This is a genomic window from Nonlabens sp. Ci31 (assembly GCF_012974865.1).
GTDB lineage: Bacteria > Bacteroidota > Bacteroidia > Flavobacteriales > Flavobacteriaceae > Nonlabens.
Genome location: NZ_CP043633.1, coordinates 1,595,571 through 1,611,531, shown reverse-complemented (window position 1 = coordinate 1,611,531; position 15,961 = coordinate 1,595,571). Strand labels below are relative to the sequence as shown.

General features: G+C 38.6%; 14 protein-coding genes. 5 read left to right on the top strand and 9 right to left on the bottom strand.

Annotated elements, in window-relative coordinates:
- Positions 1 to 242: 242 nt before the first annotated feature.
- Positions 243 to 1,271: an App1 family protein gene (locus F0365_RS07110; RefSeq protein WP_169933068.1), complete on the bottom strand. Its 1,029-nt coding sequence runs from the start codon at positions 1,269 to 1,271 to the stop codon at positions 243 to 245.
- A gap of 377 nt (positions 1,272 to 1,648) precedes the next feature.
- Between F0365_RS07110 and F0365_RS07105 the strand changes: the two genes are divergently transcribed.
- The 4 genes from F0365_RS07105 (at position 1,649) to F0365_RS07090 (ending at position 3,494) form a co-directional block, all read left to right on the top strand.
- Positions 1,649 to 2,041, top strand: a complete 393-nt coding sequence (locus tag F0365_RS07105; protein ID WP_169933067.1) for a hypothetical protein — start codon at positions 1,649 to 1,651, stop codon at positions 2,039 to 2,041.
- Positions 2,042 to 2,073: 32 nt separating this feature from the next.
- Positions 2,074 to 2,232, top strand: coding sequence for a hypothetical protein (locus tag F0365_RS07100; protein ID WP_169933066.1), 159 nt, complete (start codon positions 2,074 to 2,076; stop codon positions 2,230 to 2,232).
- A gap of 192 nt (positions 2,233 to 2,424) precedes the next feature.
- On the top strand, positions 2,425 to 2,697 hold the full coding sequence (locus tag F0365_RS07095) for a hypothetical protein (protein ID WP_169933065.1): 273 nt from the start codon (positions 2,425 to 2,427) through the stop codon (positions 2,695 to 2,697).
- 41 nt (positions 2,698 to 2,738) lie between these two features.
- Entirely contained in the window at positions 2,739 to 3,494 is a 756-nt protein-coding gene (locus tag F0365_RS07090; protein WP_240961935.1) for a hypothetical protein, read from the top strand.
- 102 nt (positions 3,495 to 3,596) lie between these two features.
- On the opposite strand, the gene F0365_RS07085 is transcribed toward F0365_RS07090, so the two are convergent.
- The 6 genes from F0365_RS07085 to arsS form a co-directional block, all read right to left on the bottom strand.
- The gene (locus F0365_RS07085) at positions 3,597 to 4,421 is read right to left on the bottom strand and encodes a metallophosphoesterase family protein (protein ID WP_169933063.1); all 825 of its coding nucleotides are present in this window, start codon (positions 4,419 to 4,421) and stop codon (positions 3,597 to 3,599) included.
- Entirely contained in the window at positions 4,403 to 5,752 is a 1,350-nt protein-coding gene (locus tag F0365_RS07080; RefSeq protein ID WP_240961934.1) for a sodium:solute symporter family transporter, read from the bottom strand. The genes F0365_RS07085 and F0365_RS07080 overlap by 19 nt, the downstream gene beginning before the upstream one ends.
- A gap of 615 nt (positions 5,753 to 6,367) precedes the next feature.
- Positions 6,368 to 7,822 (bottom strand): SusD/RagB family nutrient-binding outer membrane lipoprotein, encoded by a 1,455-nt coding sequence (locus F0365_RS07075; protein ID WP_169933062.1) that lies wholly within the window; start codon positions 7,820 to 7,822, stop codon positions 6,368 to 6,370.
- Between the two features lie 224 nt (positions 7,823 to 8,046).
- A complete protein-coding gene (locus F0365_RS07070; protein ID WP_169933061.1) occupies positions 8,047 to 11,256 on the bottom strand; it encodes a SusC/RagA family TonB-linked outer membrane protein in 3,210 nt (1,069 codons plus the stop codon).
- A 51-nt stretch (positions 11,257 to 11,307) separates the two neighbouring features.
- Complete coding sequence (locus tag F0365_RS07065) at positions 11,308 to 11,871, bottom strand: DUF2064 domain-containing protein (protein ID WP_410505479.1); 564 nt, start codon at positions 11,869 to 11,871, stop codon at positions 11,308 to 11,310.
- Positions 11,872 to 12,000: 129 nt separating this feature from the next.
- Complete coding sequence (gene arsS, locus F0365_RS07060) at positions 12,001 to 13,065, bottom strand: arsenosugar biosynthesis radical SAM (seleno)protein ArsS (protein WP_169933060.1); 1,065 nt, start codon at positions 13,063 to 13,065, stop codon at positions 12,001 to 12,003.
- A gap of 173 nt (positions 13,066 to 13,238) precedes the next feature.
- On the opposite strand from arsS, the gene F0365_RS07055 reads away from it, so the two are divergent.
- Positions 13,239 to 13,700, top strand: a complete 462-nt coding sequence (locus F0365_RS07055; protein WP_169933059.1) for a hypothetical protein — start codon at positions 13,239 to 13,241, stop codon at positions 13,698 to 13,700.
- 236 nt (positions 13,701 to 13,936) lie between these two features.
- On the opposite strand, the gene F0365_RS07050 is transcribed toward F0365_RS07055, so the two are convergent.
- Positions 13,937 to 14,272: an arsenosugar biosynthesis-associated peroxidase-like protein gene (locus tag F0365_RS07050; RefSeq protein ID WP_169933058.1), complete on the bottom strand. Its 336-nt coding sequence runs from the start codon at positions 14,270 to 14,272 to the stop codon at positions 13,937 to 13,939.
- A 266-nt stretch (positions 14,273 to 14,538) separates the two neighbouring features.
- Complete coding sequence (locus tag F0365_RS07045; RefSeq protein WP_169933057.1) at positions 14,539 to 15,960, bottom strand: alpha-amylase family glycosyl hydrolase; 1,422 nt, start codon at positions 15,958 to 15,960, stop codon at positions 14,539 to 14,541.
- Between the last annotated feature and the right edge of the window lies 1 nt (position 15,961).

Below are 15,961 nucleotides of genomic sequence, written 5' to 3'. Positions count from 1 at the left end.
TGATTGAAGATTAACGTTTGAAGATTTTTGATTTTTGATTTTATGCTTCTTCCCCAAACCTTAAAGGGTGGAAGCTACTTTTATTCAATTGTCATTCCGCACTTGATGCGGAATCTGTTTATAGCTTTCTCCACCTTATAATTACTGCAACACCCATCCCAACCTTCCCTAAAAGGAAGGAGCTTTCAAGTTCGAGTTCGAGTTCAAATTCAAGTTCAAGTTCGAGTTCGAGTTCGAGTTCTTTAAACTATCCAACCATTCTCTCTGGCATGTGCGACCGCTTCTTTGGACTCCTTAATTAACAACATCGGGCAAATAGTAAAACTGTCTGCAATAGATTTTACTCGTTGCATTTTCTTTTTGTGGTCTACAGATCTTAAATAAATAGCCATGATACGGTCCGGGAATCGTTGAGCTACGACTTTGTAATAATCCACATCGTGCTCGCCACTGTCACCTATAAGTATAAAACTCATATGTGGGTAATGCTTAAGGATATTGACCAGTTCGTTTTCCTTATGTGATCTTTTTAATTTTGGCGTTCGATCCCATGGAGTAGGAAAATCTCGGAGCAAAATAGGCCCCTTAGGAAACCCATGAAAATCTAGAAACTTCTCTAAATATTTATATAAATTCCAAGGACTATTACTCAAATAGAACATGGGGTTTTGATCTTCAGAAGACGGGCCTCGGTGCAATAACTGGTAAAAACTAGCAGCTCCTATTAAGGGCAACCTGCGATCGTAATTTTTAAAAAAAGTGTTAAAAGCCACTCGCATTTTTAAAAAACTAGTCACCCCCGTGTGCATGATCGTATCGTCTATATCGCTTATGACTCCATAAGCAGCATCCTTTGGCGGCACTAAAGTCTCACCGGTAAACTTATTGAATTTGAGACGCTTTTGTTGTTTCGCTTTCGCGAAAGCGGCATTATCCTCATCAAAACCGACGCTAATAAGCAAGTATCCTTCCTTATCAGTGAGCTCGTGCAAATTGAAATCGGTTTTGATATCAAAGAGAAAATAACCTTCATGATCTGCTTTTACCTCAAATAATTTCCCGTTCGAAAGCGTGAGTCGTACTTGTGCATTTCTAATCTCGTCGGTAGCAAAAGTACGCCAGGTATTGCGCAGTGTTTGATAAAGTGTTTGCTGCTCATAATGCTTTAGCGGCTGGTCTTCTAAGGCACGACCACGCAGGTACAGGTGATTTCCACCACTATAGGTGCGGTAAACATCAAGAATCCAGGGATCGCGTTTAAAGATTGCCATGGTGTGAAAATAATGGATTTAAACGAACTGTTTTCAGGAATGCACGTTAATAAATTTCTAGGTATTTAATCTTTTGATCGCAATTGCCTTAAGGCATACCAAATGGCCATTAAAAACAAAAAACCAAACCATATAAAACTCCGGTCCTGCTCGCCATCGGCTATTTTATAACCTATGATGCAAAGACTGATAACGCACATGGCGATAAGGAATTTATAAAACCAAGAAGGGATCATGTGAATTAGGTGATTGATTAAATTTTATTCTATAGAACTTTGTAATTAAAATTACAATAATAAAAATTCATAAAATTACACCTCAATAAAATTTTTATAAGAAAGTTTGAAATAGATTTATATTAAACTAAAAACAACTAGGTGAAATACAACTTTTTGAGAATGACTGCTATGTGTGCAGTTCTCTCTTATTCATTTTCTCTAACTAACTGTGAAGTAGAAGACGAAATCACAACTACTGCAGAAAACAAAAGTTCTTCTGTATCGAATACACCTGATTTGATTTCTTTCACAATTCAAGGAGCTCAAAATCAAACCGAAGTAATTACGATGTTGAAATTTGCCTCTTGGGAGCATTTTGATAGTACCGCAAACCAACTGAGTGAAGAATTAGAAATATATGACGACGCTTTTTTGGCTGCAAATGAGAGCTTAGGAGAAGAAGAGTTAGATGAATTTGAGTTTACAAGTGGCTATAATGATCAGGTACCACAAATCAACTTTGAGAACAGTCTTGAATTCAAAATCCATTAAGAATCCCATTTAATGCAATGAATGAGGCTTACATGGAAGGAAATCTTGAAGGAACTAGCCCTTATGCTGCATTTGCATGGTCTGGATCAGAACTTTCCTTAATCAATAATAGACAGCAAGTAGCTATAGGAAACGAGACTTTTCAAACTATGGATGATGGATATGTATCTTTTTCACAAGACTATGTGTAAAACTTAAGCTTACTAGCTCAAAATAATCTAGATGCTTTAAAAGATAAAGAAGGTGTAACTGTAAATGTTTCAAAGGCATTAGATTGTAGATTTTGGAAAGCTTCTAAAATATCAGATAATATTAGTAGCGATCGCAGAGTAGATCTTGTAGCAAAAATTAGAAGCTTTCCTCTTTATTCTAAACAAGAAAAAATGTCCATTAGTTACAAACATAGAAGAGGTAGAATGAGAGAACGACGCACACATATGAGTGTAAATATTGTATCTACCTTATACAGCACTAGTTGTGGTAGCGATCCAGTGAACAGATCAAAAGCACACAATACTTATAAAAAGAAAAGACGTCGTGATATTAAAACCACCGTTTGGGGTGGAGGTTTAGTTTACGCTCCTAATTTAACTGGAATAAAAGGGGAACACAGGCATTATACTGCACCTCATCCTACATATTCTTTACAATGGTAACCAACATATCGTTAAATATAAATTTCAAAACTGCAAGCATTTTGCTTGCAGTTTTATTATCATCGTTGTTCTCAACTTCACAAGATTTGCTAGAGCCAGCATATCCTGAATTTGGAGAGTACAAAAAATGGGGCTATCATTTGGGTTTCATGACTTACGACGCGACTAAAAACGTGAACCCTACTGGACCTTATGTACTAGATCACGAAGCTCAAAATGGTTTTAGTGTGGGCTTTACAAAACTTTTAAGAGCAGAATATGCTATTTCTTACAAAATAGGAATCTATTACCAGTCCACGCCAGTTTACAAAACAACTTTGTTATTAAGAAATGAAGATGCATTTTTTCAACCTCAACGAAGAGATCTCTATAGAGTCTCTAGATTTAATTTTCATATTCCTTTATTAGTGCAGTTTAAAAAACAGTTGGACACTAATTTATATTTTAATATAGAAAGCGGTTTAATGCTGGCGTTGATTCAACCAGGAAGTGCTGATACTACTTCAGCAAACTTTGTGACATCACTAGAAGATAAAAGAGTAGTTTTCGGCATAAGAGCAGAAAATATCACACAATCATGGATTTTACCTAACCTCATTATTTCACCTGGTATTTATTATATGACTGAGCCAGCTTTATATCAATTGAACTTTATTTATCAAAATTCATTAATTAGATATTATGAAGGACAGTATGTGGTGGATAACCTTGCAGTATCAGAAAGATCTGAAAGCGACACTACCTTAAGTGGTGATTATATAGGGATTAGTTTTAATATTCATTTGCGTAAGAAGTAAGCCTAAATTAAGATTTAAATTGCTTTTATATGCTATGCAAATTTGATCTAAAACCTTATTCTGTTAGCATTTAACAGTGAATTGTATCTGAGGAAGGTCTATTTAGAGATAAAATTTTTTCCCTTGAAGCAATCGCTCCTCTTCTGGCAAAATCTCCATGTTATCCCAAATCCCAGTTTCTAAGGTCTGTGCATATTCTTGTGGAAGGTGATTTTTCTTCATTTCTTCTATAGCAGTTAGGTAATCGTAGGACAATTGAATGTGCTTGTATTCAAAGCCGTTAGCATCATCTATAAGCATCGCCCAAGTCTCGCTGTTTCCATCATTTGCCGGCATGCCTATCACTCCTGCATTGAGCCAGAGTTGATCTTCTTGTTGATCTACGAATGGCAAACCACAATGTCCTGCGATGATTACCTCAGCTTGTAAAGCAGCTAGACTGGCTTGTTTTTCCTGCCAATCGGTAGATTTAAATACAAATTGGGAAACCTGATCGTAGCTTCCGTGTACGACTCCTATTTTCTTGCCCGCATAATCAAATCTAATATGATCTGGTAGGGACTTGAAAAAATCTCTGGTATTGGAGTGTAGGTTCGCTTTCGCGAAAGCGTACCAAATCTCACTAAATCCATCACAACGAGATCCTTCCGTAAAATCACAACCACAGTCTTCTTCATCATCTCGCAATTGGATTTCTACATTTCCTAAAATACTGTGTGCTCCCCAGTCTTTAAACTTATCTAAAGTTTCTTGCGGCTGCCCACAATAACCGATGATATCCCCCGTACAAATACAGTTTTCTGGTGGAATATGGTATTCTTGTGCCATTTGTGTCAGGCTGGAAAGGGCCTGTAAATTGCTGTAAACACCACCAAAAAGGAGCATTTTGCCTGATTTTTTACCTAAATCTATAATTTTTTTATCCATGTGGGTATTAAGTATAAGAGGAAACTCATAAGTATCCCGTAAACATTGATCCATAAAAGTGATGCATATTTTCCTGTGGTAAATAGAAGACTGTTTGGAAAGCATTCAAAAATGAGCAATCCGCCAAAAATGAGTCCGCAAAATACGGACAAAAAATAACTGATTTGTGGCACTTTCATTTTCCATAAAATAAATACGGGAGTGAGTCCTATCACCATAGTACCACTTATAGTGGTAGCGCTTAAGATCTCGGCATTTAAGAATACGGGGATGGTACCCAAAACAGCAACGAGTACCATCATTATTCTGCCAAAAGAGACTGTTTTTCCCAGTCTTAAATCTATGGTCAGTAATTTTGAAAAACTAGAAAACGTACTGTCTAGCGTACTTGCTGCGCTGGTAATCATTATAAAGTTAATGATCAATAATAAGACAACGCCTAGTTTCTTAGCTACGGCAACAGCGGCTTGCCCTTTTAATCCTGCTTGTTGTGCATAGACACCTACCAGACTAAAAAGTACGATACAAATACCTCCTAAAACAGCTGCCCAAAGAAAGCTCTTACGAGTAACTTTAGGACTTGTGATAAAGCCTCGGTCAGTCAATACTGGATCGTGAAAAGGGTAACTAAAACTTTGTAAAATAGCAGCAAAAAACAAATTCAAGCCCAATTCCATAGACCAAGTTCCAGAGGTAATCATTTCGCCTACATGCACTTCAGGCTCTGCAAAGATGACGGCTAGAATGATGACCAATAAAATAGAAAACAGTACCATTTGAATGAGGTCGGTAAAAATAGAACTGCTTAAACCTCCTTTTAACGTATAGGCAAGTGTCATTAATGTAAAAACAACAATAGCGGCGTAATAAGCGGTACTTCCCATTTCGCCAAAATAGGTTCCGATCACCATCGTATTGGACCAGACTTCATTGAACAATCTAAAACTGATCAAAATAGAGAACAAACCAACGGCTCTTCTTCCGTATTTGTCGGTTAAAAAATGATGGATGCTGGTATAACCGCCTTGAGTACGCAGCTGATAAATAATAATTCCAGCAACCACAAAGGACAAATAATAACCTGCATAAGCCACTCCACCTACCAGACCAAACTCCAAACCTAGATTTGCCGCATTGGTAATGCTTTTGGCAAATATCCAAGAGATGATCAAACTGCCCGTAAGCATGAACATACTAGGCTGCTTACCTCTATGCTGCGCCTTAAAAAAGGTCGCTACATCTTTAGCATAAGGTGCCAGTATAAAAAATACCACACTGCTGATGATAATGAGCAGCCACTGTAAGGTTGCTATTTGGGTTAGGAATTCCAAGTTGTCAATTATCGTTTATTAGTTATTTATTCTGTCATTCCCCACTCGATGCGGAATCTATTTATAGCTTTTTCCATCTCATCAACATCCCAACACCCTTCCCTCAAGGGAAGGCTTTTTACTCCTTTTTTCAAGTTCGAGTTCGAGTTCAAATTCATTATTCCTTGATCGATATTCAAAATTCAAAATTTTCCATCTGAGTAAACAAATCAAAAATCGCTGATCTTTCTCGTTACATAATCGTTTTCGACTATCGCTCAAACTGGCATTTATTTTAAATTGTTTTTCCGCACTTGATGCAGCATCTATTTTTGTCCTCCTGAACTTGATTCCCGATCTGTTGGTGTCTTTCTCGATAAGCAAAGGTTCTCGACTGCGCTCGAACTGACATTTATTTTAAATTGTTTTTCCGCACTTGATGCAGCATCTGTTTTTGTCATCCTGAAATTGATTCCCGATCTGTTTTCCCATCCTACCTTCCCAATTCGACAGGCTCAGTGCAGCGCAAAGGGAAGCTGCTTTTCATTTCGAGTTTATTTTCGATATTCGATATTTCATATTCCATATTCCATATTCAAAAAACTCAATCCCAGTGGCTATCGGGACACGACTCATTTATTCATCCCACCATACCGGCACATTGATATCATTATCATTTGTAGCCGCTGCGGCAACGTTGTAATTGTCGGCATTAAGAGATGCTTCCTCTGCAGGGTAAGGCATTCTTACAGGAATCAAGTCGTTATTAAAACTGGCTGATATAGTTTTCAAAGCTGGAAAACCAGTACGGCGGTATTCGATCCATCCTTCATAACCATTGATTACACTAGCAATCCATTTTTGAGTAATGATTTGCTCTATAGGATCGTTAGCATTTGCATTATAAGCAGCTACTGTGGTTAAGTAATTTGCTGGTAACGGCGTATTCCAATATTCATAAGCTTGTGTCACCCCTGTTTCATAAAGCGTTTGTGCCGGAGCTGTTATCAATCCTTTTTCTGCCGCTTCAGCGAGAAGGAAGTTGGTTTCCCATGCCGTCATATAATTGGCGTCTAATACCCCTGTATTTTCTCTAAAAATAGTTCCTGCAAGAGAATAGTCGGCTAGAGTTACGGAAGTAGATGAAGCATCAATACCGTTTAATAGGCCGTTGAAATCTTCACCATTTCCATTGTTTCCTCTAGCTCTAAAAAGCACCTCGATACGCTGGTCATTTAATCCCTGCAATACTTCTTCCATGGTTTCACTCATGACAAAGTTGTTAAAATCTCCTGCTCTCAATCGCGCCATACGGAAGTTATTAGGCTCTGAATCGGAGAAATTAAATACCGCATTTTGAGAATTGGTGCTGATGTAATTTTGATCGTCATACAAGGTCTGTAAACGTGCGTTCACATTCTCTTTTGCAGAGATGCGCAGCAATGCTTTAATCTTTAAACTATTTGCAAATCGTATCCAAGCATCGAGATCTCCATTGAATAACACATCTCCTTGGAGCGCAATGGAACTGCTGTAATTCTCAATTGCTGCGATTCCTTGATCCAGATTGTCCAGAATTCCGCCTGGTTGTACGTAAATATCTTCTTGAAGATCGTATTTAGGCTCTACGATACCGTCTAGTCCGCGGAATGCCTCGGAGTAAGGCACATCCCCAAAAATATCTGTCAATCCAGCTGCCATATAGGCTTTAAAGATCAACGCGGGACCTTCATAAACAGCAAAGGCGGGTGTTTCTCTAGATTGATTGATAATGATCTCATTATCTCTCAAATTTCTATAGAAAATAGGCCACGGATTCCCACCCAATTGCGGACTTTTGAGCGCATGTCTATCAAATAAGTTAAAATCTAATGCGGTCATGTGCTGACTTAATAAGCCACCCGCTACAAAACCTTCATAAGACATCTCTTCTCCATAATTATAGATCACCTGTCTCAACAGAAGACTGGGTTGTACACTAACCGGTGCATTAGGATTGGTATTGATTTCTTCAAAATCATTGGTGCAGGAAACCATTATTAGGCTTATAAAACCTAGAAGTAGCAAGCTGTATTTTATTTTGTTTTTCATTTTTTATATTTTAATCGCTTCTTTTCCCTACCGATGAACAAACGTACTCGACTGCGCTCGAAATGATATTATTTTTAAATTGTTTTTCCGCACTTGATGCAGAATCTATTTGCGCCTTTCTCGATCTGTAACTTTTCAATTATCCACGTGAGTAAAAAATCAAGAATCGTTCTCGACTGCACTCGAACTGACAGTTTTTTCAAATTCAAGTTCAAGTTCAAGTTCTAAAACGTAATCCCAGCTTTAACCCCTATACTTCTTGTTGAAGCATAGGACATATCTTCCACTCCATTGATAAATCCTTGTCCTTGAACAGCTAGCTGCTCTGGATCAAAATGTGGGATCTCACTGAAAGCAAAAAGATTTCTACCTATCAAGGAAACTCTCATTTGTGCTCCATCAGTAAACAGTCCCAACGCCCCTTCATTCAAATCAAAACTATAACCTACTGAGAACTGACGTAGTTTTAAATAACTCGCATCATACACGTTGTTCTCCTCGTGGTTGCGGTCGTAAAACTGTCGGTAATAACTCTCTGCACTAACGGCCGTAGTATTTTGAACATAAGTAGGGTTTGTTGCAGTTCCCGTATTGATCACACCGTTTGCAACGATTCCTCCATCGGGTCTGTTAGCTGTCTCAGCGAGCTGTCCACCTACTGCACCAAGGGCCAATGTTCTTGAAACGATAATTCCGCCTTGTCTCCAGTCTAATAAGAAAGAGGCATCCCAATTTTTATAAGTAAACGAATTATTGAATCCCATGGTGAAATCGGCATGGTAGTTTCCTAATTTCCTCAATTCAGGATCGGCAATAAAGCGTCCTTCTGCTGTGAGTACAAAATCTCCATTTTCATTTCGTAAATAACCAGTTCCATAAAGATCACCTATACGGCCACCTTCTTCTACTTGATGCCATACGGTTTGATCTTGACTGTCATAAACCCTCGAATAAGCTAGTGTTAATCTTCCGTCTTCTTGAGGCAAATCTTCTACTATGGCTCGGTTAGTAGCAAAATTGACCGTAGCACTCCATTCAAAATCAGCTGTTCTTAACGGAATAGCATTTAAGACTACTTCAAAACCTTTGTTTCTTACGGTACCTGCATTGACTACTTGCTGACTAAAGCCTGAAGCGATACCTATAGGCAAAGAAAGAATCTGATCTTTAGTTAAGGAGTTGTAATAGGTAACGTCCAGATTGAGGCGCTGTTTTAAAAATCTAACATCAAATCCCAACTCCACACTCGATGTGAGCTCTGGTCTTAAATTTTGATTGGGAATAAAGTCTTGATTGCTAAAAGTAGGTTGTGAGTTCACATTTGTTTGTGAAATAAAAGTTCCTTGAGTTTGGTAAGGGCTGGTATCATTTCCTACTTGCGCATAACTGGCTCTGATCTTAGCAAAGTCAATGGCGCTGGGTAAATTCACTACATTACTCAAAATAAAACTGGTAGAAACTGACGGATAGAAAAATGAGGTGTTATAGGCACTAAAAGGTGTTGCTAGTGCACTAGACCAGTCGTTCCTGGCGGTTACATCCACATAAAGGAAATTTTTATAGCCTGCTTTTGCAAAGGCATACAAGCTATTGATACGCTTCTCACTTCTAAAGCCAAAACTCTCAATAGGGCTAGCCGCATTATTCAAAGAAAAAATGCCTGGTTGCGCGAGACTGGTCGTTTGCACTTGTGTAGTAGACGCCATTTGCGATAATCGATTTCCTCCTACACTGGCGTCAAAATTAATCACACCCAATTGCTTTTTATAGTTCAACAAGAAGTCGGTATTGATCTCTCTGTAAAATACATCGTGCTCTGCATAGGCTCCATTTCTAAATCTGTTGGTAGAAAAATTACGTATAAACCTTCGTTTTTCACTACTGTAATCCATTCCTGTTCGCACCGTTGCAGTAAGATCTGGCGTTAGCTTTCGCGAAAGCGAGACATTTCCAAACAACCGATCACGAGCAAAACTATTGCGATTTTCCTGTAGAATAAAATACGGATTATCAAAAAAGGTGTAATTAAAAGAATACTGCTGCACGCCTTCCAAACCTGGCTGCCAGTAATTTCTCAAATTGTCGATATTTAAAGAACGCGGGCCCCAGGCGACCAGTGAATAATTTACATTTTCACTTCCATAACCGTTTGATGGACGGTTTCCAGAAGCACTATTCACATAGTTGATACTCGCTCTGACTTTTGTTTTATCGTTAGGTGTAAAATTCAATTTTGCAGCAACCGTCTGTCGATCCAAATCCACACCAGGAATAATGCTTTCACTGCGCAAATCTGTGAAGCTTAAGCGGTAGTTTCCATTTTCAAAACCGTCTGTAATCGCGATATTATTGATCGCTGTATAACCCGTATTGTAAAAATTCTTAAGGTTGTCAGGGTTGCTATTAAAAGGAGTTGCTGTAATGGGTAAACCGCTGTATAAGGAAGTATCGCCACCACGCACCACGGTTCCATCAGGTAAAGTCACCGGACTATCAAATTGCGGTATCAAGATCCCTTGATCCAGTCGTGGACCCCAAGAATAAGTAATGTTATCGTTGATACCACCACCTAGACCATCTACATATTCAAACTGACCGCTGTTTCCTTGACCGTATTCGTTTTGAAATTCTGGTAATTTAAAAGCACTGTCCACAAAGAAACTCGTGTTATATGAAATACCCATTCCTTTGTTTCTACCAGCGTTTTTAGTTTCTATAATGATCGCCCCGTTTGCTGCACGAGTTCCATAAAGGGCCGCGGCGGCTGGGCCTTTAAGAACAGAAACACTTTCAATATCGTCTTGATTTACTTCTCCTGCACCATTTCCAAAATCGACTTCTTGAAAACCAGCAGCTGCTTCATTAGAAAAGTTAAACACCGTATTGTTATTTATTGGGGTGCCATCCACAATAAACAGCGGGTTGTTATTAGAGAAACTCGCTTCACCTCTGATGGTAATTTTTGAAGAAGATCCCACACCAGTTGCGCCAGGAGTTACTGTGATTCCCGCAATTTTACCTTGTAGGTTATCGATTAGATTGACTGATTTTACTTCTTGAATTTGCTCAGCATCTAGCGTTTGAACGGCATATCCTAACTCTCGCTCTTTACGTTTGACCCCTAGTGCGGTGACTACTACAGCTTCTAGTTGATCTCCTTCTTCAAGAGTCACGTTAATGGTTACTTCCTTTCGAACAGGAATTATTGCCGTTTGGTACCCTATATAAGAACATACGAGTACGGCATTATTTGCAACTGTTAAGCTATAAAAACCATTAGCATCTGTAGTTGTGCCGTTTTGAGTGCCACGCTCCGAGATATTTGCAAAAGCAATGGGATCACCAGCAGTATCGCTAATTTTACCCGTAATAGAAATTTGAGCTGCTCCTATAAAACCGCATAGAAGTAGCATGAATAGAGTAATTCTCTTCATGTAAAGGTTTAAAAAAATAAATGAATTGCCAATAAAGGCTTTAGCTCGAGATCAAGCTGCCTGCGGTGATCCTTTATTCAAAGGCTTTGAAAAAAGAACATAAGATAGTGATTCTTTTAAGTGTTTGTAATTGTTGCGCTTTCGCGAAAGCGCGATTAAAAGCATTCTTATGATCGAATCACGAGCATCTTTCCCTGCGAGAAAATCTTCCAGATCTTGCTCCGTGTCTATATCGGCTAGGGATTCTAAAACGAGTAATTTTTGATTTTGCGAAGCAATATATTCATGAAAAGCAACAGCCAAACCTGACGATTGCCAAGGCAATGCTCTGAAAGAAACTTTATCAAACACCTTTTTATGCAAACCAATCAAATAAAGGCCCCCATCAAGTGACTTTCCTTTTACAGCTTTACCGGTTTCCAGTGCTGCTGCTGCATCTTGAATAAGTGAAAGTGTCAATAAAGGGGTGTCATTACCGAGACAGATCACCGACTCATATCCTTTATCAAAAACGTCTTGTAAAGAATTAGAAAGTCGTTCTCCAAAACCTACCCCGTGTTGCTCCTGTTCTGTAAAATGAAAATAATCAATCCCAGAAGATTTTACCGTTCGCATCGCATTTGTATTCAACACCTGCATAACGGCACTATTATGAGCCAGTTGTTTATGCAGTGCATCGGCCTTTGCAGTTTGTGCAAAGAGAAGAATGGCGGTATTTGAAACCTCTTTTTTGATGGTTATATATTAAGCAACAACTCCTTGACAACTGCTTCCTGCTCCAGCGGTACAGCCGTAACAGTGTTGTGAGATTTGAATGGTACGATCGTTTAATAAATCTTCGTTATAATCTTTAATATGCTGGATCTTGTTATCTACTTTAAGGTCTAACATCTGATTGAAATCACAATCGTATAACCAGCCGTCCCAAGAAATAGAAATGGTGTTTTTACACATCACATTTTCTACAGCTGCTGGATTATAAGCTTCTACAAGCGCATACATGTAATCTTCATAATTCTCGCTTGCCACTAGATAATCTAAGAAACGTGCGATCGGCAGATTGGTAATTGCAAAAAGACTGTGAAAATGGATGTCAAAATCTGCTGACAAGGCCGCTTTCATTTCCTTTTCCATACTTGCTTGATCACCTGGTAAATAAGCACCATTAGGATTGTAAACCAAGTCCAGTTTTAAATCACTACCCGGCATTCCATAACCACGCTCATTGAGTTCTTGCAATGCTTTTATGGACTTATCAAAAACACCATCACCACGTTGCTTATCTGTTTTTCCTTTTGTCCAGTGTGGCATGGAAGACACCACATGAATGTTATGCTTCTTAAAGAAATCTGGTAAGTCGTGGTATTTAGGGTTGGCTCTAATAATCGTTAAATTAGAACGTACTATAAAATCTTGGATCCCAGCTTCAGCGGCTTGTTCTACAAACCATCTAAAATCTGGATTCATCTCTGGGGCTCCACCAGTAAGATCTAATGTATGGGCACCACTTTTTTTAACAACATCAAGAATCAACCTCATCGTGTCACGAGTCATGATTTCTTTGCGATCTGGACCTGCATCCACATGGCAATGAGCGCAAACTTGATTACACATATAACCAACATTTACTTGAAGAATTTCCAATTTATTAGGTCGCATGGGCAACTGACCTATTTCTTTGATTTTTTTTGCAAAATAAGGCAACTCTCCGTTAGAAAATGGTGCTCCATTAAGCACTTCCATTTGCTTGTTGATATTAGCCAGATCTGCATCTCTATTTTTAAGAGATTTTGTAGTATTTACAGCCATGAATTATGGTGTCTTTTGTTTAGTTATCACAATTACGTAATTCGTATTGCTATGGTTGTACATAAGTAGTCAGAATTTATAACAAAACTGTCACTATTCTGTTTTTCTAACAAGTGTAAAGGGAACATATATCGGTTTATGGGAAAAATTGATAAGTCGGTAGGGGTTTTTGAATGGAAACAAAATCAAAATTCCTGTTAAACTCCAGCACAGCGCAACATTTCCGTCTGTACCGCTACCGAGTCGCATCCACCTTTCCCATCCCAGAAATTTGTCTTCGCAAATTATCAGGAACTGAGGAAAGGTGCTTTTATGGCGGAAACAAATTCAAAATCTACCCTAAATTCCAGCACCGCATCAAGCTTTCCGACCAAAATTCGCTACCGCTCTTTTTGCCCACCTTTCCTATAATTAGGAAAGGAGCTTTTTTAAATCGAGATATAGAAGCTCCTCGCCTAAGAAGCCTGCATCCTACGAGCTTTTTTGATGGAGGAATGCACTGGAAGATTTGCCTCGCAGCAAATGCTGTGATGCAATCAGGAGTGGTTGAAAGGTATTTGTCTTTATGGATCAACCTAGTTTTGTTCTCATTATCTGCACCGCGCAAGCTTTCCATATTTGCCGCTGCCGAGTAAAATCCACCTTTCCCATCCCAGAAATTTGTCTGAACAACTTATCAGGGATTAAGGAAAGGAGTTTTTACAAGGAACACAGATCCCAGATAAATCGCTACCGCGATTTTCTAGGATAGCAATTCTAGCGATGCTGCTGCGCACTAAACTCTGAGAAAATACAGATCCCAGATAAATCGCTACCGCGATTTTCTAGGATAGCAACTTCTACGGTTTTGCTTTGGCAAAACCTAGAGTTGCTACATCTCTAGTTTGTTCACTTTATTCATCATTTGAACACCGTGTACTAATGTCGCGCCCCCTTTTATAGCTGCTGCTACATGAACAGCTTCCATCATCTCTTCTTTAGTGATTCCTCTTTTTAAGGCGTCACCCGTATAAGCATCTATACAGTAGGGACAATGTACTGCATGAGAAACAGCCAGCGCCATTAATGATTTTTCTCTTGCGCTTAAAGCGCCTTCTTCAAATACCTTAGCGTAATAGTCAAAGAATTTAGTTCCTAATTCTTCACTCCACTCTGTTATTTTTCCAAATTTTTTAAGATCTTTAGGATCGTAATAGGTCTTTTGCATGTTGTTGTTTTTAGAAAATCGAAAGTAATACAACTCTATCGGGAAATATATAATAATCTCGTCCGATAAAAGAATAAAGACAGAACTCTAACTTTCTGGAAACAGTGTTACATATCAAGAAACTCGTTGATCCAATAAAAAGGCCCATAACTGATTTAAAAGATTTGAAAAGAAAGTTTCTATATATGCTGTCTAGGCATGACTCTACCTCAACACAAAAAAGCCCTCCAAATGGAGGGCTTTTTACTATATAGGTCGAGAGATTTTTATTTTTCTAAAGTAAAAATACGATAGCCGTAAGGAGGAAAATCCAAGCTACTTCCTTCTGTAAAATTGACAGCACCGCCTCTTAACGCATCTGTTATTCTTCCATTTAATCCTTGTACTGTAGTCGATAGTTTTTCGTTAGAAAGATTGGCCACATAAAAAACTGTCGCGCCATCCTTTTCTCTTTTAATAGCGTATACGCTGCTGTCATCGCTCGTTTTAAGTCTCGTGTAACTGGCAGCATCTTTACCACCATTTAGGGCTGGGTTATTTACTTTAAGAGCTCCTAATTTCTTCATGAGCTCCCAGGTCTTTCCTTTGGTCTTAGGAATCGTGTCTTTTTCAAAAAACTTTAATCGATAATCCATGTCGTATTCCTGACCAGAATAGATCAATGGCATTCCTGGAATCAAATAGGAGAACGCTAACATCGTTTCTGCTGTTGCACCCATTCGTTCTTTTACAGATCCATTCCAAGAATTCTCATCATGGTTGGTAATAAAATTCATAAGAATATCATCTTTCTCATAATTCTTAGAATTGCGATTCATATAAGCATCCCATTTTTCAAGGGAAGTTTTGCCTTGAGCCAACTCATTCATAAGGTGATGTCCTTCCCAATTGTAACCCATATCAAATGCTTCTGTAAAAAGATCTTTCTTCTCACTTTCTGCCAGCATAAATAGTGGCTTTTGATCTTGTAATTGCGCCGTAGCATAGTTCCAAAACTCGGTAGGCACTTCATGAGCTACATCGCATCTAAAACCATCCACATTGTATTCTGTGACCCAAAAAGACATCGCATAGGTCATGGCATCCCATAAATCACGATTGTCGTAATTAAGATCTGCGGTATCGGTCCAGTCGGTTCCAGCTGGATGCATCATCTTCCCATTTTCGTCCTTGGTGTAGAATTCCGGATATTCCTCCATCCATGCATGGTCCCACCCGGTGTGATTGGCCACCCAATCCAAGATCACGTACATTCCGTTTTCATGGGCTGTTTCTACTAATTTCGTAAGATCTGCAGGGGTTCCTAAGTCTGGATTTATCTTCTCATAGTCTGCCACTGCATAGTAACTCCCTAAATATTTTTCTTTCTCTTTAGGATCCTTGATATCTTCAACTAGCAAGTTCCCTTTTGCCTTTCTATTCTTTTCTGAAATGGGAAATACAGGCATCAACCAGATGACCTTTACTCCTAGTTCTTTCAGCTGTGGAATATCTTTAGTAAACTCATTAAAGGTTCCTTCTGGAGAATACTGCCTGATGTTTGCCTCATAAATAATAGCGTTTTCAAGATCTTGATCCTGAATAGGGCTGTATTCTTTAGTAATTGCTACTTCAACTTCTTCCTTTTCTTCATTTTTACAAGCGAAAACAGCTGTTAAGGCAAGTAATCCTAAAATGTATTTTTTCATT